This window comes from Phycisphaerales bacterium (genome assembly GCA_040217175.1).
Lineage (GTDB): Bacteria > Planctomycetota > Phycisphaerae > Phycisphaerales > UBA1924 > JAHCJI01.
Genome location: JAVJNT010000001.1, coordinates 684,642 through 705,256, shown reverse-complemented (window position 1 = coordinate 705,256; position 20,615 = coordinate 684,642). Strand labels below are relative to the sequence as shown.

Sequence of the window (20,615 nt, the reverse complement as noted above, 5' to 3'; positions counted from 1 at the left end):
GTACGGCAGCCAGAGCATCGGCCATGACCGGGCGCGGCGCGGAGATTTCGCCGCCGCGCGTCACGGCAGCACCAACATCGCGTCGCCGTACGAATAGAACCTGTACCGAGCCTCGATCGCTTGGGCGTAGACGTCTTGGAGTTGCTCGACCCCGCCGGGCAGGAGGGCGGCGACCATGGCCATGAGCGTCGAGCGTGGTAGGTGGAAGTTGGTGATCAGGGCGCTGGCCAGCTTCCACCGGTAGCCGGGCGTGATGAGCAGGTTGGTCTCGAACCACCCGCCGGGGCCATCGGCGCCGGCCTCGATGGTGCGGGCGGCCGTCGTGCCCACCGCCACCACCCGATGGCCGCCTTGCCGCGCGGTGTGGAGGTCGTCCATCACGCTCGCCGGGGCGTGGCACAGCTCGTGGTGCATGTCGTGGTCTTCGACGAGCTCGGTCTCGACCTCTCGGAACGTGCCGGCCCCGACGTGGAGCGTGACGTCGCGGCGGACAACGCCCCGGCCGGCGAGTGCCTCGAGCACGGTGGGCGTGAAGTGCAGCCCTGCCGTCGGGGCGGCCACCGAGCCCGCCTCGGCCGGGTCGGCGTAGACGGTCTGGTAGCGCTCCAAGTCTTCGGTGCGTTCGTCGTCCTGCCCGTCGTCGCGCCTCGCACTGCGGATGTACGGCGGCAGCGGGACGTGGCCGACCTCGCTGATCACGGCCATGCTGTGCATCTTGAATTGCCAGGCGTCCTCCCACGGACCGCCAACGAGGCGAACGATCCAGGCCCCAGGGACTCCGGGGTGGCGGTCGACCAACTCGATCGCGTGGGGCGATGGGGCGCCGTTTTGATCGAACAGCGCGATCCGCGCGCTCGGCTTGAACCGCCGGGCCTTGACCATGCACACCCACAGCCCGGGCTCGTCGCCGAACTCCAGGAACAAGCCCTCGGCCTGTCCGCCGGTGTCCTCTCGCCGGCCGAGCAGGCGGGCGGGGATGACGCGGCTGGTGTTGACGACGACGCGATCGTCGGCAGCCAGGAAGCCGGGCAGGTCGCGGAAGACGGCGTGCTCGAGCCGGTCCTGGCCTCGGACCACGAGGAGCCTGGCGCTATCGCGCGGCTCGGCAGGGGCGGTCGCGATGAGCTCCCGCGGCAGGTCGTAGTCGAGGTCTCGTGTCCGCAGCATGTGGCCCTCGGGCAACGCGTCGGTGTTGCGAAGCAGCATCATTGACACCACGATGCCACCGCCAAGCGACCTCCAGGTAGTGGGAGGGCCGACATTATCGGTCTAAGGCCTGTGGCACGTTTGTTTCATGGTGTCGGGCGTGTCCGGCATCGCCGACAGCCCGATCGGCCTCTCGCATGAGGCCCACCAGCCGCTGCGATTCAGCGAGCACCTCAAGCACGTCAACCGCGCCCACGAGCGCGATACCCAGTTCGAGCGGGCGGCCGGGAGGCGGAGCGACCAGGCGGCGGGCGGGGAGGATTGCCGCCGTCGCTGCCACGCCCCGGCCGCCCCGCAGGCGGGTACGCCAAAGCTTGCCGACGTGAGCCCCGTGCCGCTGCCCTACGAACTCCCGGTCCGCGAGACGCCGCAGATTACGATCCAGCAGTTGCTGCCCATCGGCTCGATCATCGACGTCACGATCTAGGCCCGGCACCGGGCAAGCGCCGGCTAGACTGGGCCGGTGGTCGTCTTTCCGCCCGAAATCCGCGCTTTGCCCGATGCCCGCACCGCGCCTGGCCCGCGCCGGCCGGCGGTCTTCTTCGATCGCGACGACACCCTCATCGCAAACGCGACGCTCCCGGCCGAGGCCTTCGCGGGTACGCCGGGCGACCTCGCCGACCCGGCGTGGATCCGACCGCTGCCGGACGCGATCGACGCGTGCGCGCGAGCGGTCTCGCTGGGGTACGCCGTCGTGCTCGTGACCAACCAGGGCGTCGTCGCTCGGGGCGGTGCCACGCTCGACGAGGTCGAGGCCGCGTGCGTGCGCACGATCGAGGTGCTTGGGCCGGGCATCGAGGCGTGCTTCGCATGCCCGTTCCACCCAAACGGCGCGGGGCCTGCCGAGCTCTGCCGCGAGCATCCGTGGCGCAAGCCGCAGCCGGGGATGCTGCTGGCGGCAAGCGAATTGCTCGGGCTCGACCTGGCTGGTTCGTGGATGGTGGGCGACGCCGTGCGAGATGTCGAGGCCGGAGAGGCCGCGGGTCTGCTACCGAGTCGATGCCTCCTTCTTTCGGGAGAGATGACGCTCGCGGCCGCCTTGGATCGCGTTGCACGGCATCCGGTGGGTGCGCATGGATGAGGCGTTTGGCGAGCACGACCGGCGGCTGCTGATCGTCCTGCCGTCGTGGGTCGGCGATGCCGTGATGGCGACGCCTGCCCTGCGCCTGATCCGCGAGACGCTGCCCGGCTGGTTCATCGGCGCCATCTGCCGGCCGGGGGTCGACCAGGTGCTCGCGGGCCTCGATGCGCTCGACGAGGTGCACGTGGCGCCGATGTCCGGCGTGTTCGGTCCGAAGCGGGTGGCGGCCCAGCTCCGGCCCCGTCGCTACCGGGCAGCGCTCTTGCTGACCAACTCGTTCTCCACGGCGCTCGCGAGTCGCATCGCGGGCGTGCCGCTACGGCTCGGGTATGACCGCGATGGCCGCGGCATGCTCTTGACGCACCGGCTCGCTGCTCCTCGACGCGAAGACGGCGAGTGGGCCGTCGTACCAGCGGCGGCGTACTACCACCACGCGGCGCGGGCGTTGCTCGACGTGCTGGCGGATCGAACGGTCGATGCGCGGGCGGCGATCGCGCCGTTGCCTGAGCATGCGCGCCTCGAACTGGCCTTGACCGACGACGAGGCGGCACGCGCGGGCGAGGTGCTCGAGAGCGCGGGCATCTCGCCAGATGCACGGCTGGCCGTGCTGAACCCCGGCGGCAACAACCCGGCCAAGCGTTGGCCGACCGAGCGATACGCGGCGTTGGCGGATTGGCTGGTGGAGGAGCACGGCCTTTCGAGCGTCATCAATGCGTCGCCCGCGGAGGTCGGCATCGCACGCGCGATCCAGAACGCGTCGGTGGCCGAGCCGGCGTGCCTGGCCGACCACGGCGGCTCGCTGGCGTCGCTCAAGGGCGTGCTCGCGCGAAGTTCGCTGATGGTGACCAACGACACCGGGCCCCGGCACATGGCGGCGGCCCTGGGCGTGCCCGTTGTGAGCCTGTTCGGGCCGACGGACCATCGCTGGACGACGATCCCAGCGCCTGCCGGAGAGGCGATCGTGCTGGCCGATCCGGACCTGCCCGAGGGCCAGACGGCCAACGACGACCCGCAGCGCAGCCGGATCGATCGCATCTCGCTCGATCGGGTCCGAGAGGCCGTCGACGGGTTGCTCAACCGCAGCCCCACGCGGGCCGATGATTGACTGGCCGCGGGACGCCGAGGCTGTTACTATGTCGGCCCTGCTCGGAGCGGCCATCGGGCCATCCGGGCGACAATCCGAACACGTCGGGGGCGTAGCTCAGCTTTGGTAGAGCGCTTCCATGGCATGGAAGAGGTCGTCGGTTCGAGTCCGGTCGCCTCCACTCGACAGCCGGGTCCGATTGGGCCCGGTTTTTCTTGCGCGGACGCTGCTAGGCGATGAGCAGGAGGGTGACGACGTAGCCGACCCAGAGCGCGGTCAGCACGACGCCCTCGACGCGGCTGATCCGCTTGCCGGTGTAAGCGATCACGGCGAGCGCGAGCACCAGGCCCAGCATGAGCGGCGCATCGAGCCAGAGCGTCTGGCTGGCGATCTGCTGGGGCGTGATGATGGTCGCCACGCCCAGGATTCCCAGCAGGTTGAAGACGTTCGACCCGAGCACGTTGCCCAGGGCCAGTTCGGCATGGCCCTTCAGCGCCGCCACCACGCCGGTCACGAGTTCGGGCAGCGACGTGCCGATGGCCACGATCGTCAGGCCGATGACGAGCTCGCTGAGCCCGGCATCGCGGGCGATGCCGACCGCCGCGTCGACGAGCAACTTGGCGCCAAGGACGAGGAGCGCGAGCCCGGCGACGCTCCCCACGATGCCCAGTGCCAGGCTCTTGCCGCGCGCGACCTCGCCCGCCATCGCGGTACCCATCTCGGTCTCGGCGTCATCGACCGCGCCGTGCCTGAACGAGCGCACGACGAACGCGGCCAGGCCCACGAGCATGAGCACGCCCATCCACCGGGGCAGCTCGCCGCCGGTGAGGAGCGAGAGCCATGGGATGAACGACACCGCCGCCGCGACGGCCAAGTCGAAGCGGATGGCCTTAGGGTCGGTCGAGACCGGACGGATCAGCGCCGCGACGCCCAGCACCATGGCGACGTTGAAGATGTTCGAGCCCACGACGTTGCCCACCGCGATGTCTCCCGCGCCGCGGAGGGCGGCAACGGTCGAGGCGCTCAGCTCGGGCGTGCTGGTGCCGAAGCCAACGATGATGGCGCCGATGACGAAGGGCGAGACGCCGATGCGGCGCGCGAGCCCCGCGGACGAGCGCACGAGCAACTCGGCGCCCGCCGTCAGCATCGCCAGCGACAGGACGATCAGCAGCGCGGTGAGCATCGAGGGCTACTTGCTCCAGTCGATGGCCGCGACGCGGCCGAATGCCTCGGCGATCTTTTCGGCCTCGACGGTCATGGCGATGCGGAACCAGTACTTGCCGTCCTCGCCGAAGCCCGCGCCGGGCACGAGGCTGACGCCCGCCTCCGCGATGCACCGCATGGCGAACGCCCACGAGTCCATCGGCGCCCCGCCCTTCTCGGCCGGGCACTGGGCCCAGACGAACAGGCCGGCCCTGGGCCGCTCGGCCTTGGCGCCGATCTTCTTGACGCCCTCCATGGTCGCGTCGAGGCGCTCGACGTACATGGCGCGGAGGGCGTCCATGTCGTCGTGGTCGAAGTTCTCCAGCGCGACGATGCCGGCTTCCTGCACGGCCGTGAAGGCGCCGCTGTCGATGGGGCCCTTGGCCTTGGCCAGCGCGTCGATGACGGCCTGGTGGCCCACGGCGAAGCCGATGCGCCAGCCGGTCATGTTGAAGCCCTTGCTCAGGCTGTGGAACTCGATGAAGGGGTCGCGGTCGATGTCGGTGCCCTTGGCCTTCCAGAGGCTGTCGGGCATGTCCTTCTCGTAGTAGAGCTCGCTGTACGCCTGGTCGCTGGCCAGGATGATGCCGTGGTCGCGCGCGAAGCCGGCGGCCTGCGTGTAGAAGTCCAGCGGCACCGACGCGCCGGTCGGGTTGTTCGGATAGTTCACCCACATGAGCGCCGCATCCTCGACGTCGGCGGGCGGGACCTCCTCCCACAGGGGCGTCCAGCCGCTGGCGGCCCGCATCGGCATGCTGACCGGCCGGGCGTCGGCCAGGATCGCCCCGGCGTGGTAGACCGGGTAGCCCAGGCTCGGGCACAGGATCGCCCGCCCGGGGTTGACGACCGCCAGGGGCAGGTGGGCGATGCCCTCCTTGCTGCCGATGCACGCCAGCACGTGCCGATCGGCGTCGACGGTGACCCCGAAGCGCCGCTGCATGAACCGGGCCGCGCCCTGGCGGAACTTCTTTGAACCCTTGCTCGCGGGGTAGCGGTGGGTCGTGGGGTCCTTCACGGCCTGCCGGAGCGCGCTGACGATGAAGTCGGGGGTCGGGCGATCGGGATCGCCAACCCCGAGGTCGATCAGCGGCGCCCCCGGCCCGCGGGCGCGGTACTCGGCCTTGGCCGCGTCGAGCCGGTGGAAGAGATAGGTCGGCAGCGCGGCGAGGCGCTCGGACTGGATGGACTGAAGGGTGGGGGAGGCGGCAGGGTCGGTGGCGGTCATGGCACCATCATCGTAGCGTTGGGCCGATTCGGTCCACACCTCCACAGGAGCCCCGTTCCATGCCCGACGATCCCCACCAGACCATCCGCGCCGAGAAGCTGCTGGCCGAGCTCAACCGCCTCCGCCAAGACCTGGACAAGGACGAGAGCGACCTCGAATGGGTCACGCTGCACCACGTCTTCTGCTTCGTCAGCTACAAGACCGGCGACTTCCAGAAGTACCTGGATGAGGAGGCGAAGAAGGGGGCGTTCGAGGAACTGAAATAGCAGGAAAGAGTGCTAGATACACAAAGTCGACGAGGTGAGAACGGTACGATGCAGTGGCGATGGTCCAGTTGCTGGAATACATCCTGATCCCTGCCGGCCTGCTGCTTGTGCTAGGCCTGGGGTTCTGGTCGTATCGTCGCCGCGGCACGGTGTGCGACATCGACGCTTGCCCGAGAACCTCTTCGTTTGCGGTGGTCATCCTGGTTGTTGCCACGATCGCCCAGCTCCTCGCGCCGGTTGAGTACAAGCCCGTCGCCCAGCCACTTCTGATCGTCGTGTACCTGCTGCTCTTGTCCGTGGTCATCCTGGCTGGCCTGTGGCAGCGACGCGGCGAGGCCACTGCATCCGAGGCGCGTGCGTGAGCACGCACGGCTTGAGACGCGTAGAACTAGCTAGCCGCGACGGCTAAAGAGTGATGACGGTCTGAACGTTTCTACGAAGCGGGCTCTGAAGGTGTGGCCCCGGTGGGAACCCACGCCCCCGACGCAACGTACAATCCCACGCGTCCGCGAAGCGCACGCCGCGGGGCATGGGACCAAGGCCCGTGCACCCCCCGGCGAGAGCGGCCGCGGCGACTGGTTCGCTGGTGCGGACCAGGCGGTGTGCCCGGAGTGCCGACTCCGGGGAAAGAGCCCGACGGCGGCCCTGCTTCGACCCATTGCAGGTTGAGGGCCGCGGCGGCCGGGCGGGTCGGCCCGAAGGGGCCCGTGCATAAAGGAGGTGATCCAGTGTCGTACTTCAGTCAGGATCTCGAGCAGAGGTCCAACGACGGGTCACTGCGCTGACCAACGGACCCGACGGGGTCCGTGCCGCGCGGTGATCGCGCGGGAACGGCTCCTGCGGAAGCACAGGACGCGTATCCCAACGGCCGGCGCTCTTCGGAGCTCCGGCCTTTTTCGTGCGTGTTTGCATAGGCTCGGGTATGCCCGCGACCCATGAGGGATCGAAGCCGGACATGTCCCTGGTCGACGCCGTCGCGTTCGATGAGGTGCGTGCGGCCGCGGAACGCATTGCCGGCCGCGTGCGGCGGACGCCGGTGCTCGATCGCACGCCGCTGGACGACGTCCTGGCGCGGCAGCTGAAGGGCGAGCGGACCGAGGTCTTCCTCAAGTGCGAGAGCCTCCAGCACACCGGGGCCTTCAAGATCCGCGGCGCGACGAACGCCTTGTTGCAGCTCGATGAGAGCGTGAAGGGCGTGCTGACGTACAGCAGCGGCAACCACGCCCAGGCCATCGCGCGGGCGGGGGCCGACTTGGGCATCCCGACCGTGATCGTCATGCCGACCAACGCGCCGCGCGTGAAGCTTGAATCGACCAAACGCGAGATCCGGCGGGGGCATGAGAACTCGAGGATCGTCGAGTACGACGCGGCGACGCAGGTGCGTGAGGAGGTCGGCGGGGCCATCGCCGAGGCCGAGGGGCTGACGATCGTCCCGCCCTACGACCACCCGCACGTCATCGCGGGCCAGGGGACGGCGGCGCTCGAGCTGTTCGAGGACGTTAGCGCGCTCGACCTCTTGCTCACGCCCTGCGGCGGCGGGGGATTGCTCAGCGGCTCGGCCATCGTCGCTGGCAGCATGAGCCCCGGGTGCCAGGTCGTGGGCGTCGAGCCGGCCAACGCCGACGACGCGGCGCGGAGCTTCCGCAGCGGCGTGCTGCACGCGGTGCGCAACCCCGACACCATCGCCGACGGCACGCGCACGCCCAGCCTCGGGCGGTACACCTTCCCGCTCGTGCTGCGGCACGTCGACCGGTTCGTGACCGTCGACGAGTACGAGATCGTGGCGGCGATGCGATTCTGCCTGGAGCGATTCAAGCTGGTGGTCGAGCCGTCGGGGGCGCTGGGCGTCGCCGGCCTGCTGCGGCTGGCCCACGACGAGCCCGGCGCGGTCGCGGGCCGACGCATCGGCATCGTGCTGAGCGGGGGCAACGTCGATCTGGCGGCGATCGACGGCGTGGGCGAGGGGTAGGGAAGCCTACTTCTTGCGCGCCGCGGTCTTCTTGCCGGCCTTCTTCGTCGTCTTTTTGGTCGCCGCCTTCTTCTTCGTAGTCGTCTTCTTCTCGACCTTCTTCTTCGTGACCTTCGCGCCCTTCGCGTTCATGCCCTTGGGCCCATCGGGCCGAACGGCGTCGTAGGACGCGATGAACGCCTTGGCCTTCATCTTCTTGATGGCCTTTCCCAGCACGTCGAGCGGCACGTCCTCGAGCTTCTTCACGCGGATGCAGCTCTTGCCCATGTCGAGCTTGGAGCCGGTCGCCTTCCACGCCTTCACGAACTCGGCCTGCCTGGCTTCGTCCTGGTAGAGGCAGAACAGGTAGATGCCCACGTGGCTCTTCTGGCTGGCGACGCTGGCGAAGGGCAGGGGCTGCTTGGCATCGCAGTGGTAGCCGGCGGGGTAGGCCGAGTGCGGCACGTACCACGCGGGCATGTTGTACTGCATGCCCTCCTCGAACACCGGATCGATGTTCTTGTTGATCGTGTCGCGGATGGCCTGCACGAGCTCGCGGCGGTCGGCCGGCAGCGACTTCATGTACGCGGGAATTGTGGTGGGCTTGGCGGTCGGCATCACGAATCCTCCTGTGCGTCAGCCTGTTGACCCGAGTCGAGCCTCGCAACGTCGATCCGTTGCCGCGGCAGCCAGCGTCCGTCCTCGACGTCTTGCAACCACTCGATCATCTGCTCGCGGATGCGGCAGTGCAGGTCCCACGCGGTGCTGGGGTCCTTCGCGGCGCAGGTCAGCCGGACGATGAGCGATTCTTCCTTCGCCTCGTAGGCGAGCACGGTCGGGTCGTCGCGATCGCTCGCCCAATCGTCGTCGTCCTTGACCAATTCGATGAACTTCTCGCGCACGGCGTCGATGCTCGCGCTGTAGTCGACGTGCAGGTAGATCGGCTTGACGAGGAACGCGTCGCGAAGGCTCCAGTTCTCGAACCAGTTGTCGATGAAGTAGCGGATGGGGATGACCAATCGCCGGTAGTCCCACGTTCGAACGATGACGTACGTGTAAGTGATGTCTTCGATCGTACCGTAGTTGTCCTGGATGTAGACCGAATCGCCCAGCGCGAACGGCTGGGTGAAGGCGATCTGCAGGCCCGCGATCAGATTCCCCAGCACGGCGTGGCCGGCGATGCCCACGATGAGCGCGACCGCGCCGGCCGAAGACAGCAGGGCGATGCCGATGGATCGGAATCCGCTCAACTGTGACAGCACGATGCCCAGTGCGATCGCCGCGATGAGCAGGACGAGCACGTGACGGACGATCGTGACGGTCGTCAGCACGCTCTGCTGGGCCGACTCGTCCTCGTGCGAGTGCCGGACGGCCCGCTTGGCGATGTTTTCGACGACGAAATTCATTGCCCGCATGGCGATCCAGGCGCCGGTACCGGCCACGAGCAGCAGTACCAGCGGGTCGACGATCGTGCCGATGTTGCCCGGCAGGGAAAGGCCGACGCTGAAGGCGATCGAGATCATGATCGCCGCGATGAAGAACGTCACCGGCCAGTGCAGCGCGTCGTAGATTCCGATGGCCGGAACGGGCGCCCGCTTGAGCAGCCACTTGAGGCACCACGTGCCCGCCCACGCGATGGTCGGCGCGAGCACGAACGTGAGGATCATGGCGATGATCTGCCACACCATCACGCCGCCCCAGCCGCGCACGCGGGCCCACTCGGGCATGCGTTCGTCCAGCCAGCCGGGGCCGTGGGCCTCGTACATCGCGTCGATGTTCTGGACGGTGTAGGGCGAGATCAGCCAGCGTGGCGTTTCTCCATCGCCACCGGTCGTGACGCGTTGCAGACGGATGGTCGCGTCGCGGTCGCCCAAGTCGATCGATCCGATCGGGATGCTCTTGCGCGGCTGGCCGATCATCGGGCCCGACTCGTTCAGCGGAGCGCTGTCGTCCATGCCATCAGGCCGATCGGGCAGGGATTCCCAGTCGATCCAGAGCTCCTGGTTCATCACGAAGAAAAGCTTCTCGGCGAGCCGGGCGGCGTCTTGCGACGACACGTCGGGCATCAAGCGGAAGTTGAGCGCATGGGCGGCGCGCGTGAAGTCGTCGTCGTCGCACGCCGCTACGAAGAACTCGAGCGCCGATTGCGGGGTTTCGAGCACCGGCGGTGGATCGAGCGACTCGATTGCTTCGAGCGACGGATTGATCTCGTCTTGCGTGTAGACGGGCTCGCCCGCATCCTGAGCCGCGCACACGCTCGTGACGAGCAGGATCGTGCACAGCAGCAACTTCAGAAAGCCACGCATGGGGTCAGGCTAGCACGCGCTTGATCTCGGCCTCGTCGGTCATGCCCCTGGCGGCCTTCATCTTGGCGTCCTCGATCATGGGCTTGAAGCCGGCCCGCTTGGCGGCCTCCATGAGCAGCACGCCGTCGGCGCGCTGGGCGGTCAGCGTGCGCAGCTCGTCGTTCATGCGCATGAGTTCGTAAACGCCCATGCGGCCCTTGTACTGCTGGCCCGTCTCGGCCTGCTCTTCCTTGGTCGCCAGGCGGCGGACCAGGCGCTGGGCCATGACGCCCAGGAGCGAGCTCGTCACCAGGAAGGGCTCGATGCCGATGTCCAGCAAGCGCGGGATGGCGCTGGGCGCGTCGTTGGTGTGCAGCGTGGCGAGCACAAGGTGGCCCGTGAGCGAAGCCTGCACGGCGAGCTGGGCCGTCTCGTGATCGCGGACCTCGCCGACGAGGATGACGTCGGGGTCCTGACGCAGCAGGCTGCGCAGGCCGGCTGCGAAGGTCACGCCCCGCTTGACGTTGACCTGCATCTGGCTGATGCCCTCGAGGCGGTACTCAACCGGGTCCTCGATGGTCATCACATTGCGCGATGCCCGGTCGACCATGCCCAGCGCCGAGTACAGCGTGGTGGTCTTGCCCGAGCCGGTGGGTCCGGTGACGAGCAGCATGCCGTTGGGCCGATCGACCGTGTCCTTCAGTTCCTGCTGCATTTCCTGGGTCATGCCCAGGGTGTCGAGGCTGAGCTTGTTCTGGCCCTGGTCGAGCAGGCGCATGACGAGCCGCTCGCCGTGGACCGTCGGGATGACGCTGAGTCGGATGTCGACCTTGTGGCTGCCGACACGCACGGTGGTCTGGCCGTCTTGCGGGCTGTGGCGGTTGGCGATGTCGAGCTCGGTCATCACCTTCAGGCGGCTGCTGATGGCCGGCGCGAGGCTCAGCGGAGGGCTGAAGGCATCGACCAGCATGCCGTCGACGCGAAGGCGGATGTTGAGCCTGGTCTCTTCGGGATGGACGTGTACGTCGCTGGCGCGGCGACGCAGCGCCTCGAACAAGATCATGTTCACCAGGCGGATGACCGGGCCCTGGCGCGCAAGAGCGAGCAGGTCGTTGCCGCTGCCGATCGAGCCCGCCGCACTGGCGATGGCTCCCTCGTCGAGGGGCATCTCCTCGATGATCTCGGTGACCAGGTCCTGCCGTTTCTCGTACCCGCGGTTCACCAGGCTCTGCACGACGGCCCGCGGCGTGAGCACCAGCCGAAGCGGCATGCCCAGGTGCTCCTCGAGCTGGGCGAAGAATGCCGGCTGCATCGGCTGGGCAGTTGCAACCGTCATGGTGCGGCCGTCGCTCTCGACGCCGCCGACGTGACGCTCGCGGGCCACATCCGGTGGCACCAACTCATAGAAGCGCATGGCGCTGTCGTTCAGCCTGGGCTCTGCGACGAAGGGCAGGCCCGTGCGGTCGGCCAGCAGCTTGAGCGAGCTCTGCTCGTCGGTCGCCATTGCGCTGATGAGCATGTCCCAGGGCTCGGTATCCGAACCGGGCATCTCGCGGAAGGCACGCAGCGCGTCGGCGGTCAGGCGTGGGACCCGCAGCGCTCGAGCGACGCCCGGGAGCGCATCCCCGGACGCCCGAGCGTTGATCGCGTCGGCGCCGTTGCTCTCCTTCTTCGAGCCGTTCTTGTTGCCCCGGAGGGTCAGCTTGCTCATGGTCGCGTGCCCTCGGCCTGCTCAGGAACCCTGGGTACCGGGCTCGATGATCTCGATGCCGTAGTCGTCGTCGGGCGTCGCGTCGCCGGCGGTCCCGCCGGGCGTGAAGTCCTTGGGCACCATCACGCGGAGCATGTAGGTTTCCAGTTCAGGTACGTCGTCGTCGAGCTCGGCGACCCTTCTTGGTCCCTCGGTCAGCAACTCGTAGTCGCGGATGGTCGGCTCGTAAAGGACCCTTGGCGTGATGAAGACGTAGAGCGTCGTCTTCGAATCGTTCCACGACGTATCGGAGAACAGGTACCCCAGGATGGGGATGCTGCCCAGGAGCGGCACTCGCACCTGCGTCTTGCCGTCGTCCTCGATGGTGATTCCGCCGACGATGATCGTCGAATCGCTGGGGATCGTCACCGACTCGCTCGTCAGCGTGCGCTCGAATCGGGGTGGCGGGATGCCATCGCTGCCCGAACCAACGAAGTTGGAAAGGGTGAGGTCGTAGTTCAGCGTGACGAAGCCCCCGGGATTGATCCGTGGGGTGACGGTGAACTGCGGGCCGGCTTCCTCGAAGCCGCCGAAGGAGACCTCGGTGGTCTCGCCGCCCTGGCTGGTCGTGGTCGTGGGCTGCTCTTCGACGCTGACGATGGTCGATTCGGTGTTGTTGTCGACCAGGAGCTGCGGGCTGGCCAGGATGCGGCCGTTGACGTTCCGCTGGAAGGCGTTGATGACGATCGGAACGTAGTTGCTACGTATGACGGCCGAGGTAAAGCCCAGCAGGCCGTCGCCGACGACGTTTCGGTCGGTCGCGTCGCCGCTGGGCTCGGTCAGACCGAAGTTGGTCTGGAACAGTCCTTCGCTGCCGCCCGAGTTAATGATCTGGCTCTCGAAGGCCAGCCGCATGTCGTCGGTCCAGGTCACGGCGAGGATCTTGGCCTCGATGAACACCTGCGGTCGGCGCTTGTCGATGGTCTCGATGATGCGACGGAACTCGGCCTGCATCTTGAGCGGCGCCCGCACCATGACCTGGTTGGTCGACTCGTCGTAGGTCACGAAGGCGTCGGGGCTCTGGATGTCGCCGAAGGCGCCCTCTGGTGCGGGCTGTTGGTCGGGCAATCGCGGCTGCCGTGCGGTCGCCTGCCTCCCGGTTTGGCCCGAGCCGGGCAAGAGGTCGCCGCTGGCGGCCGCGGACGCACCCTCGATCAGCTCGTTGAGCAGCGTGGAGACCGCCTCGGCCTCGGCCCAGTCGAGCTCGTAATTGCGGATGACGACCTGCTCGTCGCCCGGGTCGTACTCGGCGACGAGGGCGGCAAACTGTTCGTGCTGCTCGGGCGTGCCGTAGAAGACGATGCTCTGGCCGATCTCGTCGACGACGATGGCCGAACCGCCCTGGACGGGCTGCGGCTGGCCGAAGCCCTGGCCCGGCAGGCCGCGGACCTGACCGGGGAACTGTCCGATCCCGCCGGCATCATCCATGCTCGAGAACTGGATCACGCTGCCCAGCCCGCGTTGCTCGGCGAGAGCGGCGACGTTCGCGGTCGCCGAGCCCGTGCGATACCGCGTGGGCTGGAGGTCGTCCTTCACGTCGACGATGCTGATGAGCTCGGCGACGCGGTCGGCTTCGTCTTCGGTGCCTCGGAAGAGCAGTCGGTTGCCCGATGGCGCCACGATGAGCCGCTGGCCCAGGTTGCTCAGGGCCGAGGAGACGAACGAGCCGCCGCCCTCGGGCTGGCCGCTGCGGCCGCGGGGGTCGGGGAGGCCGGGCGCGGAACTCGACTCTTCGAGAACCCCTGCGAGGCGGAGTACCTGGTCGCGGGCGGCGACCGCGGCAACATGCGTCAGCTCGAAGGGGATCAGCCGCTGCTGGTCGCGCTCGGCCAGGATGCGGTCGACCAGGTCGCGAATCTCCATCGCGGTGCCCGGCGAGGCGGTCACGATCAGCACGCCCAGTTCGTCCAGCGCGGCGATGCGAGAGCCGTCCGTCGATGTCTGGCTCACGATGGCCTGCTGGAGCACGCTGGGCTTCGTGTTCGGCGTGCGGATCACCAGCGTCGTAGCCAGGTCGCCGACGGGCTTCGATGGGACGCTGGCCTTCGGCATGACCTGGAAGAAGCCGTCGATGGCGCCGGGCACCATCGCGAAGCCGTTCTGCTCGAGGAACGAATTGAGAAGCAGCAGGTACTGGTCGGGCGGGATCCGCAGCTCCTGGGTGATCATCACGCTGCCGGTCAGGCTCGTGTCGACCGCGAGCTGCACGCCCAGGCGGGCGACGGCGATGTCCAAGAGCGTGCGGAGCTGTACGGGCTCGGCGAAGGGGCCGATGATGATCGGCTCGTCCGACTGGGCGGCGGGCTCGGGCACGAGTGCGGGCGAGCGTTCGCCGGCGGGGTTGCCCTGGGGCTGGTTCTGGGCCATGGCGGCGGTCGACGCCAGCGAGATCGCAAGCCCGGCCGCGATCGCGAGGGCCAGGCCCCGCTCGTTCTTGCTCGCCCGTTCGGTCCTCTGCGGCATCGTCCATCTCCTGCCGGTCGCGTGCCCCGTGCGGGTCGCCCCATAAGGCATTGGGGCGCGGGGGCTAGGGTTCTATGGTCTTCGCGCTCGGGAAGCTACTTGATCGAGGTGATCCGAAGATCGTCCTCGGCCCCGATCCCCTCCCGTCCAGCCGCCGACCGATGTGGCCTTGCTGGGGCTCATCGGCCTGATCGAGCCCGGGCGTGCAGCGATCGGGATTCGACGCACGCAAGCCGTCAAAGGGAGGGCCCCGCCCGTATGCGAATCGTCAGCCTCCTGCCCTCGGCCACCGAAGCGTTGTGCCTGGTCGGCGGCACCGACCTGCTCGTCGGCCGCAGCCACGAGTGCGACTTCCCCGACGGCCTGGGCCACCTGCCGGTACTGACCGCCGCCCGGACCACCTACGCCGGCGGTCCTGGTTCGGTGGGCGCGGCGGCCGACGTCGATCGGCAGGTCCGCGAAACGCTCTCGAACGCGTCCGGGGGCGACGCGCCCCCGTCTCTCTACTCTCTGGACATCGAGATGCTCGAGTCGCTGCGGCCCGACATCATCCTCACGCAAAACCTGTGCGAAGTCTGCAGCATCGCCTTACCGGAAGTGCAGGCGGCGGCCCGACGCATCGGTCAGAAGACCGGCAGCGAGCCCCGGGTCATCAGCCTCGATCCGCACACGCTCGAGCAGGTGTACGACGACTGCCTGGCCATCGGCGCGGCGATCGGCAGGGAAGACGAGGCAACGCGCGCCGTCGCGGCGCTTCGGGAGCGCTTCTACGCGGCGGCCGAGATCGTGCCGAGCTTCGCGTACGCGCCGGTCGTTGGCTTCCTCGAATGGACCGACCCGCTGTTCATCGCCGGCCACTGGACCGTGCAACTCATCGAGCGTGCGGGCGGGCGGCACCCGCTGAACGAGACCGTTCCCAAGGAAGACGCCGGTGCCGCGGCGGGCGCCATGCACAGCGAGCGCGTGGCGGGCAAGTCGATCGCCGTCCCGCCAGAGGTGTTCGCGGCCACGGCTCCCGAAGCACTCGTCATCGCCCCCTGCGGCCTGACGCTGGAGCAGACACACCACGCGACGGCCGAGATCGCCGGGCAAGACTGGTTCCGATCACTCCCCGCCGTCCAGAACGGCAAGGTCGCGCTCGTCGATGGCAACCAGTATTTCAACCGGCCCGGGCCGAGGCTCGTCGATGCGTTCGAGTGGCTGGTGGCGTGGCTGCACGAGCGGGAGGATCGGGTGCCGGCGGGGTTTGGGTGGGAGGCGCTGTGACCTAACGCGGTTCGAGCGCCGCCTTCGTCTCTACCGCCAACGCCGACGCGCGCTCGATGCAGTCCTGGGCCTCGTCGTCAACCGCGTCGGCGGCAGCCGACCAGGCGCGGTTGATCTGGCGTTCCATGGCGGCGAAGCGATCCATCACCGCGGCGTAGCCAGCCAGGCCACGGGCCGAGACGATGCTCTCGCGAGAGTCGACGAACGCGGGCACGTGCACGGCCTGCACCTCGCCCAGCCGCTCGATGATCGCGGCCTCGCGGTCGTGCTCGGTCGTCATGTGCGGCAGGTCTCGGCGGAGGCTCTCGATGGCCTCGATGATGGCCGCCAGCGAGGCGTCGGGCGAGTTGGTGCCGGGCGTCAGGCCCTCGCCCTCTCTTGAGGCGGCGAGCCGCTGCCGCATGTCCATGCGCACCAGGGCCGCTCCGACGAACAGGCCGACCACCGCGAGCAGGAACCACCACTTGCCCGTCCACCGGCCGAAGGAGAACTCCTTGACGCGCACCCGCTCCACGCCGTTGGCGCGGAGCTCGTCCAGCAGTTCAGCCGTCAGCACCGTGTTGGTTTCCGCGATCGGCTCGCCCGGGGCGGCGGGGTCGGCCGGCGGAACTTCCGGAGTGGCCAGGCCCGCCGAGGAGTTGAGCGTGAGGCCCACGAGCTGCTCGTCGGGCATGTCGAGCGGTGGCACGTACGCCGTGGGCGAGACGGCGACACCAAGGACGAGGGCGGCGGTGATGATGAGGAAGCCGAGGATCTTCATGGCAGCGCTCCCTTACCCGATCGCCAGGACGGTGAGGTTGATGATGAGCGCGAGGATGGCCTCGCCCACGACAAGGCCGGCCGCGAACGGCACGCCCCAGTCCTCGCTCCACCGCTTGCCCTTGGCCTTCACCACGATCATGTTGATGATGCAGCCAAGGCCGTACGTGCTGATGTAGATGAACGGCAGGTACATGCTCAGGCCCACGAGCACACCCAGCCCCGGGAAGGCGCCCAGGCCAAGCAACGCGCCCAGCAAGGCACCGAAGCCGTAGAGGGCGTAGGGCATCTCACCGCCCTGCACGCCGGTGATGACGGCCTGGAGCGCCTGGGCCTGCGGCGCGACGGTGGGCGTGCCCGGACCGATGGGGATCTGCCCGTCGGTTGCCTTCAGGTTGACGGCGACGATCGTCGCGAGAACCAGCATGCAGACGACCGGACCGAGGCCGGTGGAGACCAGCTCGACGATCTGCTGACGCTTGGGCTGGCTGCCGACGAGGTAGCCGGTCTTGAGGTCGCCCATCATGTCGGCGGCGCAGGTAATGGCCACGCACAGGGCCGCCCCGAGCAGCACCGCCCCGACGACCGCGCCCGAGCCCGAGAGCAGCAGCACCAGCACGACGGTCAGCAGCGCCATGCCCGAGATCGGCGACCAGTCGGTCATGCCCGTGCACTGAGCGATGATGATGCCGGCGAACCAGATCCACGCCGCGCCCACGAGCGCGATGACCAGGGCGCGCAGGTGGGGGTTCATCCACGCCAGCCAGCCGGGCTTCAGGTCGTTGGCGGCCAGGTACTCATCTCGCTGCTCGGGCGTCCAGGCGTTCCACGCGTCGAGCGTGTCCTGCCCAGCAAACGCCAGCGTGTATCCGCCGTAGCTGGTGGTGGGTTGGTCTTCGGGGGCGCCCTCGCCGCTCAGTTCGATCTCGCTGATCGGGTCGGTCAGGTTGACGGGCTTGTTGCCAACGAAGTCGGCGGCCAGGAACAGCAGGAGCAGGGCCGCCAGCACGCTGACGACGAGCACCTTCAGGCCCAGCTCGTCCGAGCCGCCCTTCTTCTTGCCAAAGCTGGCGCTGGCGATGCTCTTCATCGCCTCACGGATGGCCGGCAGCGCGAACACCACGCCCATGAGCGCGCCGCCCAGCAGCAGGCCGATGCCCAGCGGCCGGTTGAATGCGCCGAACGCGTAGCCGGGGGCCTCGTGCGCTCGGATAGTCGCCGGCGCCCAGCCCATCGAGTAGACCAGCGGGTTGATGATGAAGTAGGCCAGGATGCCGCCCGCCAGCACCATCAGGCCCGCGCGACCCGTAATGAAGCCCGCGCCGATGGCGAAGGGCGCGATGGCAAAGACGAGCTGGAACTGGTCGGGCAGCCCGAGGAATCGGCCGACATCGACGCTGCTGTCGGTCAGCAGCAGGTCCGGGCGATCGTTGCGGTCGCGGTCGACCCGCAGGGTGAGCTTGTCGGACGCTTCATCCTCTTCGGCCGGGAGCCGCCAGCCGACGTCGGCGTAGCCGGGCAGCGGCGCTTGTGCCCAGCCCAGCGCCTTGGACTTCAACGAGTCCCAGGGTCGGTCTCCGGAGGACGCGAGGAATGCGGCCTCGGCAAGCTTGTCGCTCACGCCTTCTGCCGATGGTGCTGTTTCGAGCTGGGCTTCGAGCACCTGGATCGTGTCTTCTTCTGCCTGCTCTTCCTGAGCGTCGCTCAATGCAGCAAGGAGCGCGCCCCGCGCCAGCACATCGCTGGGAACCGACTCGTCTTCGATCCAGCCCGCGATCATGCGCGTTCGCTCGGCATCGGACTCGGCGATGCGTTCGCGCTCGACGAGGGCGTCGAGATCGTCGACGGAGGCGTTGAGGCCGAGTGCGGGCAGCCCTACCGGCAGGTAGATGAGCGCCCCGAGCAGGATGCCCGCGACGAGCACGATCGACTTCTTCGCCCCCGCGCCCGGGCTCTTGAGGATGACCGCAACGCCCGTCGGGCTGGGGAACCGCAGCCGGTCGATGTCGATCATCTGCTTGCGCAGCGGGATGATGAAGGCGCAGCCGAGGATCGCGCCCGCGACGCACGCGAGCGTGATGAGCCAGAAGTCCAGGCTGCTGGGCAGGAGCGAATAGCCCAGGAGGTACAGCACCGGCACGGTGAAGATGACGCCCGAGTTGGGCGTGTTGACCGCGCTGGCGATGGTCTGCCCGATGTTGGTCTCGAGGATCGTGCCCTTTCGCAGGAGGCCGCGGAGCACGCCGAAGCCCAGCACCGCCGCGATGGCGCTGCCGACGATCGTGAAGCCGATCTTCAGGCCCGCGTAGGTAATGGCGGCGTTCATGATCGCGCCGACGATCAAGCCGAAGATGATCGAGGCGATCGTGACCTCGCGGTAGCGCGGGTCGAACAGCCCGCTGCTATGCGCGGGCGGATTGGCCGGGGGCGCATCGACCGGCGTCGATGATCCGGGCCCCGGCGGGTCGGCCAGGGCATCCGGGTTGACGCCGGTGGAAGACTGTGGGTTCTGGGGCCGTGGGTCCGGGGTGCCGGGGTCTTCGCTCATGCGGACGCCTCCAACGAGTTGCCGAAACGTATGGCGGCCGCCGTCGCGGGTCATCCCGGAGGCAGTTGCGATTCCGAATACTCAACACGCTCGAGGTAGGTCTCGTCGAGCAGGTAGAACCCCGGCTCGAGGACCTGCAGCGGCCGCACGTCCAAGGGAGCATCGGCCGATCGCGGCTCCGGGCCTTCGCCGCTGCCGGCCGGTTTCAGGCCGTCGCGGATGACCATAATCATGTCCGACAGCGCCGCGGGGTGCTCGAACAGGTACGCATGGGAGCTCACGCCACCCACGCGGCACTCGACGATCTCGATGCTGGGCAGGTCGTTGATGAGCGATCGGCTGATCGGGTCAAAGTCTTCGAGTTGTGCATCGCCCAGGCGGTCGCGGCTCGCGAAGAAGAGCCGGGCGAGCCCGAGGGCCCCGTCTTCCTTCGAGGTATACACGACGACCCGACGCGCGATCCGCATGACGCGCTCGGAGATGAACCGCTGGGTAAAGATGTCGATGTCCAGGTCGGGCGCCACGAGCACGAGCGTCTCGAGCTTGAGCACGTCCGAGGGGCGGATGCCGTCGGCGAAGGCCGGCTCGACGAAGTCGACGTCTTCGCCCAGGGCCTGCCGCGTGCGCTGGCTGAAGAACGTCCGGCCCTGGGCGGCCTCGATCTCGGCGGCGATCTCCCGGAGCGCCGTCGTCGTCACGTCGGTCCCGCGGCTGTGGGCGACGAGGTGGATCCGGTCGATGTCCTCGGTCGCGGCCAGCGCCATCAGCAAGGTCTTGAGCTGCAGCACGCTGAACTCACCCGACTCGCGGTCGTGGTTGTACGCGACCGGCGCGATCCAGGCCTCGAACCCGGCCGGCCAGGTAAAGACGATCGGGATGCCGTGGCGTCCGGCGGCGTGCCAGGTCTGGCCCAGGCGCAGGACGGCGTCGTCGAAGCCGTTGTTGAACCCGTGCACGAAGACGAGCGCCGCGTTGCCCTCGGGCCCGTCGGTCAGGAATGGCTCGAGCGTGGCGCGGAAGTCGGCCAGGTCTTGGGCGAAAGCAAGCGAGGCTTCCGCGGGATAGATGACCTGCTCGTCACGGACGCGCAGCCTTCCCTCCAGCGACGCCATCGTGCCGGTCCGTTCGACCGACTCAACCGTGAGCGTGTAGTCGCGGGTGCGATCTTCGCTCGTGCTGTCTTCGACCAGCTCGTCCCAGGTCGGCTCGGGCAGCAGGCCGATCCGCGCGACGCCGAAGCTGATGTCCTGGCTGCGCTCGCTGCCGTAGTCGGGCATGGCGCCGGGGTCGTCGCCATCGAGCGAACGATCGCGGCGATCTGTGAAGTAGACCACGGGGATGTCGGTGGTCTGCAGGTGCGCGGGCAGGGCATCGAACACCTGCCGGCCACGCTCGCCGGCCATGACGCGGGGCGTGTCGACGAGCCTCGTCTCGTGCCGGCACCCCACCGTGGCGACGACAAGCGTGCACGCGGACACCCAGAAGATGACCGAAGCGGCGAGGCGTCGAGGTCCGCTCGTCATGCCCAAGC

17 protein-coding genes and 1 tRNA gene are annotated in these 20,615 nt (G+C 68.5%); 8 read left to right on the top strand and 10 right to left on the bottom strand.

The genetic code is table 11. The features are described 5' to 3' along the window. Nucleotides 1–60 precede the first annotated feature (60 nt). Complete coding sequence (gene queA, locus RIA68_03095; GenBank protein ID MEQ8316420.1) at nt 61–1,206, bottom strand: tRNA preQ1(34) S-adenosylmethionine ribosyltransferase-isomerase QueA; 1,146 nt, start codon at nt 1,204–1,206, stop codon at nt 61–63. Nucleotides 1,207–1,306: 100 nt separating this feature from the next. On the opposite strand from queA, the gene RIA68_03090 reads away from it, so the two are divergent. The 4 genes from RIA68_03090 (at nt 1,307) to RIA68_03075 (ending at nt 3,552) form a co-directional block, all read left to right on the top strand. Further along, on the top strand, nt 1,307–1,633 hold the full coding sequence (locus RIA68_03090; protein ID MEQ8316419.1) for a hypothetical protein: 327 nt from the start codon (nt 1,307–1,309) through the stop codon (nt 1,631–1,633). Between the two features lie 36 nt (nt 1,634–1,669). Further along, a complete protein-coding gene (locus RIA68_03085) occupies nt 1,670–2,287 on the top strand; it encodes an HAD-IIIA family hydrolase (GenBank protein MEQ8316418.1) in 618 nt (205 codons plus the stop codon). Continuing rightward, entirely contained in the window at nt 2,280–3,392 is a 1,113-nt protein-coding gene (locus tag RIA68_03080) for a glycosyltransferase family 9 protein (protein ID MEQ8316417.1), read from the top strand. The genes RIA68_03085 and RIA68_03080 overlap by 8 nt, the downstream gene beginning before the upstream one ends. A gap of 85 nt (nt 3,393–3,477) precedes the next feature. Continuing rightward, nucleotides 3,478–3,552: transfer RNA gene (locus tag RIA68_03075), tRNA-Ala, on the top strand. Nucleotides 3,553–3,600: 48 nt separating this feature from the next. Here the strand turns inward: RIA68_03075 and RIA68_03070 are convergent. Both RIA68_03070 and RIA68_03065 read right to left on the bottom strand, forming a co-directional pair. Beyond that, nucleotides 3,601–4,554: a calcium/sodium antiporter gene (locus RIA68_03070; GenBank protein MEQ8316416.1), complete on the bottom strand. Its 954-nt coding sequence runs from the start codon at nt 4,552–4,554 to the stop codon at nt 3,601–3,603. Between the two features lie 6 nt (nt 4,555–4,560). Next, on the bottom strand, nt 4,561–5,799 hold the full coding sequence (locus RIA68_03065; GenBank protein ID MEQ8316415.1) for an aminotransferase class I/II-fold pyridoxal phosphate-dependent enzyme: 1,239 nt from the start codon (nt 5,797–5,799) through the stop codon (nt 4,561–4,563). Between the two features lie 59 nt (nt 5,800–5,858). On the opposite strand from RIA68_03065, the gene RIA68_03060 reads away from it, so the two are divergent. The 3 genes from RIA68_03060 (at nt 5,859) to RIA68_03050 (ending at nt 8,034) form a co-directional block, all read left to right on the top strand. Beyond that, nucleotides 5,859–6,065 carry a hypothetical protein gene (locus tag RIA68_03060; GenBank protein MEQ8316414.1) on the top strand — a complete coding sequence of 69 codons (207 nt, stop codon included), beginning with the start codon at nt 5,859–5,861 and terminating at the stop codon, nt 6,063–6,065. A gap of 59 nt (nt 6,066–6,124) precedes the next feature. Next, nucleotides 6,125–6,427, top strand: a complete 303-nt coding sequence (locus RIA68_03055) for a hypothetical protein (GenBank protein ID MEQ8316413.1) — start codon at nt 6,125–6,127, stop codon at nt 6,425–6,427. A 560-nt stretch (nt 6,428–6,987) separates the two neighbouring features. Continuing rightward, a complete protein-coding gene (locus RIA68_03050) occupies nt 6,988–8,034 on the top strand; it encodes a pyridoxal-phosphate dependent enzyme (protein MEQ8316412.1) in 1,047 nt (348 codons plus the stop codon). 6 nt (nt 8,035–8,040) lie between these two features. On the opposite strand, the gene RIA68_03045 is transcribed toward RIA68_03050, so the two are convergent. The 4 genes from RIA68_03045 to RIA68_03030 are packed head-to-tail and all read right to left on the bottom strand — an operon-like array spanning nt 8,041 to nt 14,511. Next, entirely contained in the window at nt 8,041–8,631 is a 591-nt protein-coding gene (locus RIA68_03045) for a DUF1801 domain-containing protein (GenBank protein ID MEQ8316411.1), read from the bottom strand. Next, entirely contained in the window at nt 8,631–10,319 is a 1,689-nt protein-coding gene (locus tag RIA68_03040) for a mechanosensitive ion channel (protein ID MEQ8316410.1), read from the bottom strand. Before RIA68_03040 ends, RIA68_03045 begins: the two co-directional genes overlap by 1 nt. Nucleotides 10,320–10,323: 4 nt before the next feature. After that, entirely contained in the window at nt 10,324–12,009 is a 1,686-nt protein-coding gene (locus RIA68_03035; protein MEQ8316409.1) for a GspE/PulE family protein, read from the bottom strand. A gap of 21 nt (nt 12,010–12,030) precedes the next feature. Further along, entirely contained in the window at nt 12,031–14,511 is a 2,481-nt protein-coding gene (locus RIA68_03030; protein ID MEQ8316408.1) for a secretin N-terminal domain-containing protein, read from the bottom strand. A gap of 258 nt (nt 14,512–14,769) precedes the next feature. On the opposite strand from RIA68_03030, the gene RIA68_03025 reads away from it, so the two are divergent. After that, nucleotides 14,770–15,777 (top strand): ABC transporter substrate-binding protein, encoded by a 1,008-nt coding sequence (locus tag RIA68_03025; GenBank protein MEQ8316407.1) that lies wholly within the window; start codon nt 14,770–14,772, stop codon nt 15,775–15,777. 1 nt (nt 15,778) lies between these two features. On the opposite strand, the gene RIA68_03020 is transcribed toward RIA68_03025, so the two are convergent. The 3 genes from RIA68_03020 to RIA68_03010 are packed head-to-tail and all read right to left on the bottom strand — an operon-like array spanning nt 15,779 to nt 20,607. Then, entirely contained in the window at nt 15,779–16,537 is a 759-nt protein-coding gene (locus tag RIA68_03020) for a hypothetical protein (GenBank protein ID MEQ8316406.1), read from the bottom strand. A 12-nt stretch (nt 16,538–16,549) separates the two neighbouring features. Continuing rightward, nucleotides 16,550–19,084, bottom strand: coding sequence for an OPT/YSL family transporter (locus RIA68_03015; protein ID MEQ8316405.1), 2,535 nt, complete (start codon nt 19,082–19,084; stop codon nt 16,550–16,552). Between the two features lie 50 nt (nt 19,085–19,134). Next, nucleotides 19,135–20,607 (bottom strand): alpha/beta hydrolase, encoded by a 1,473-nt coding sequence (locus RIA68_03010; protein ID MEQ8316404.1) that lies wholly within the window; start codon nt 20,605–20,607, stop codon nt 19,135–19,137. Between the last annotated feature and the right edge of the window lie 8 nt (nt 20,608–20,615).

Excerpts from the sequence above, each read along its gene's own strand:
- RIA68_03010 (MEQ8316404.1), bottom strand. The coding sequence starts at position 20,607 with ATGACGAGCGGACCTCGACGCCTCGCCGCTTCGGTCATCTTCTGGGTG.
- RIA68_03070 (MEQ8316416.1), bottom strand. The coding sequence starts at position 4,554 with ATGCTCACCGCGCTGCTGATCGTCCTGTCGCTGGCGATGCTGACGGCG.
- RIA68_03030 (MEQ8316408.1), bottom strand. The coding sequence starts at position 14,511 with ATGCCGCAGAGGACCGAACGGGCGAGCAAGAACGAGCGGGGCCTGGCC.
- RIA68_03055 (MEQ8316413.1), top strand. The coding sequence starts at position 6,125 with ATGGTCCAGTTGCTGGAATACATCCTGATCCCTGCCGGCCTGCTGCTT.
- RIA68_03035 (MEQ8316409.1), bottom strand. The coding sequence starts at position 12,009 with ATGAGCAAGCTGACCCTCCGGGGCAACAAGAACGGCTCGAAGAAGGAG.
- RIA68_03065 (MEQ8316415.1), bottom strand. The coding sequence starts at position 5,799 with ATGACCGCCACCGACCCTGCCGCCTCCCCCACCCTTCAGTCCATCCAG.
- RIA68_03025 (MEQ8316407.1), top strand. The coding sequence starts at position 14,770 with ATGCGAATCGTCAGCCTCCTGCCCTCGGCCACCGAAGCGTTGTGCCTG.
- queA (MEQ8316420.1), bottom strand. The coding sequence starts at position 1,206 with ATGCTGCTTCGCAACACCGACGCGTTGCCCGAGGGCCACATGCTGCGG.
- RIA68_03060 (MEQ8316414.1), top strand. The coding sequence starts at position 5,859 with ATGCCCGACGATCCCCACCAGACCATCCGCGCCGAGAAGCTGCTGGCC.
- RIA68_03040 (MEQ8316410.1), bottom strand. The coding sequence starts at position 10,319 with ATGCGTGGCTTTCTGAAGTTGCTGCTGTGCACGATCCTGCTCGTCACG.
- RIA68_03080 (MEQ8316417.1), top strand. The coding sequence starts at position 2,280 with ATGGATGAGGCGTTTGGCGAGCACGACCGGCGGCTGCTGATCGTCCTG.
- RIA68_03045 (MEQ8316411.1), bottom strand. The coding sequence starts at position 8,631 with ATGCCGACCGCCAAGCCCACCACAATTCCCGCGTACATGAAGTCGCTG.
- RIA68_03050 (MEQ8316412.1), top strand. The coding sequence starts at position 6,988 with ATGCCCGCGACCCATGAGGGATCGAAGCCGGACATGTCCCTGGTCGAC.
- RIA68_03020 (MEQ8316406.1), bottom strand. The coding sequence starts at position 16,537 with ATGAAGATCCTCGGCTTCCTCATCATCACCGCCGCCCTCGTCCTTGGT.
- RIA68_03015 (MEQ8316405.1), bottom strand. The coding sequence starts at position 19,084 with ATGAGCGAAGACCCCGGCACCCCGGACCCACGGCCCCAGAACCCACAG.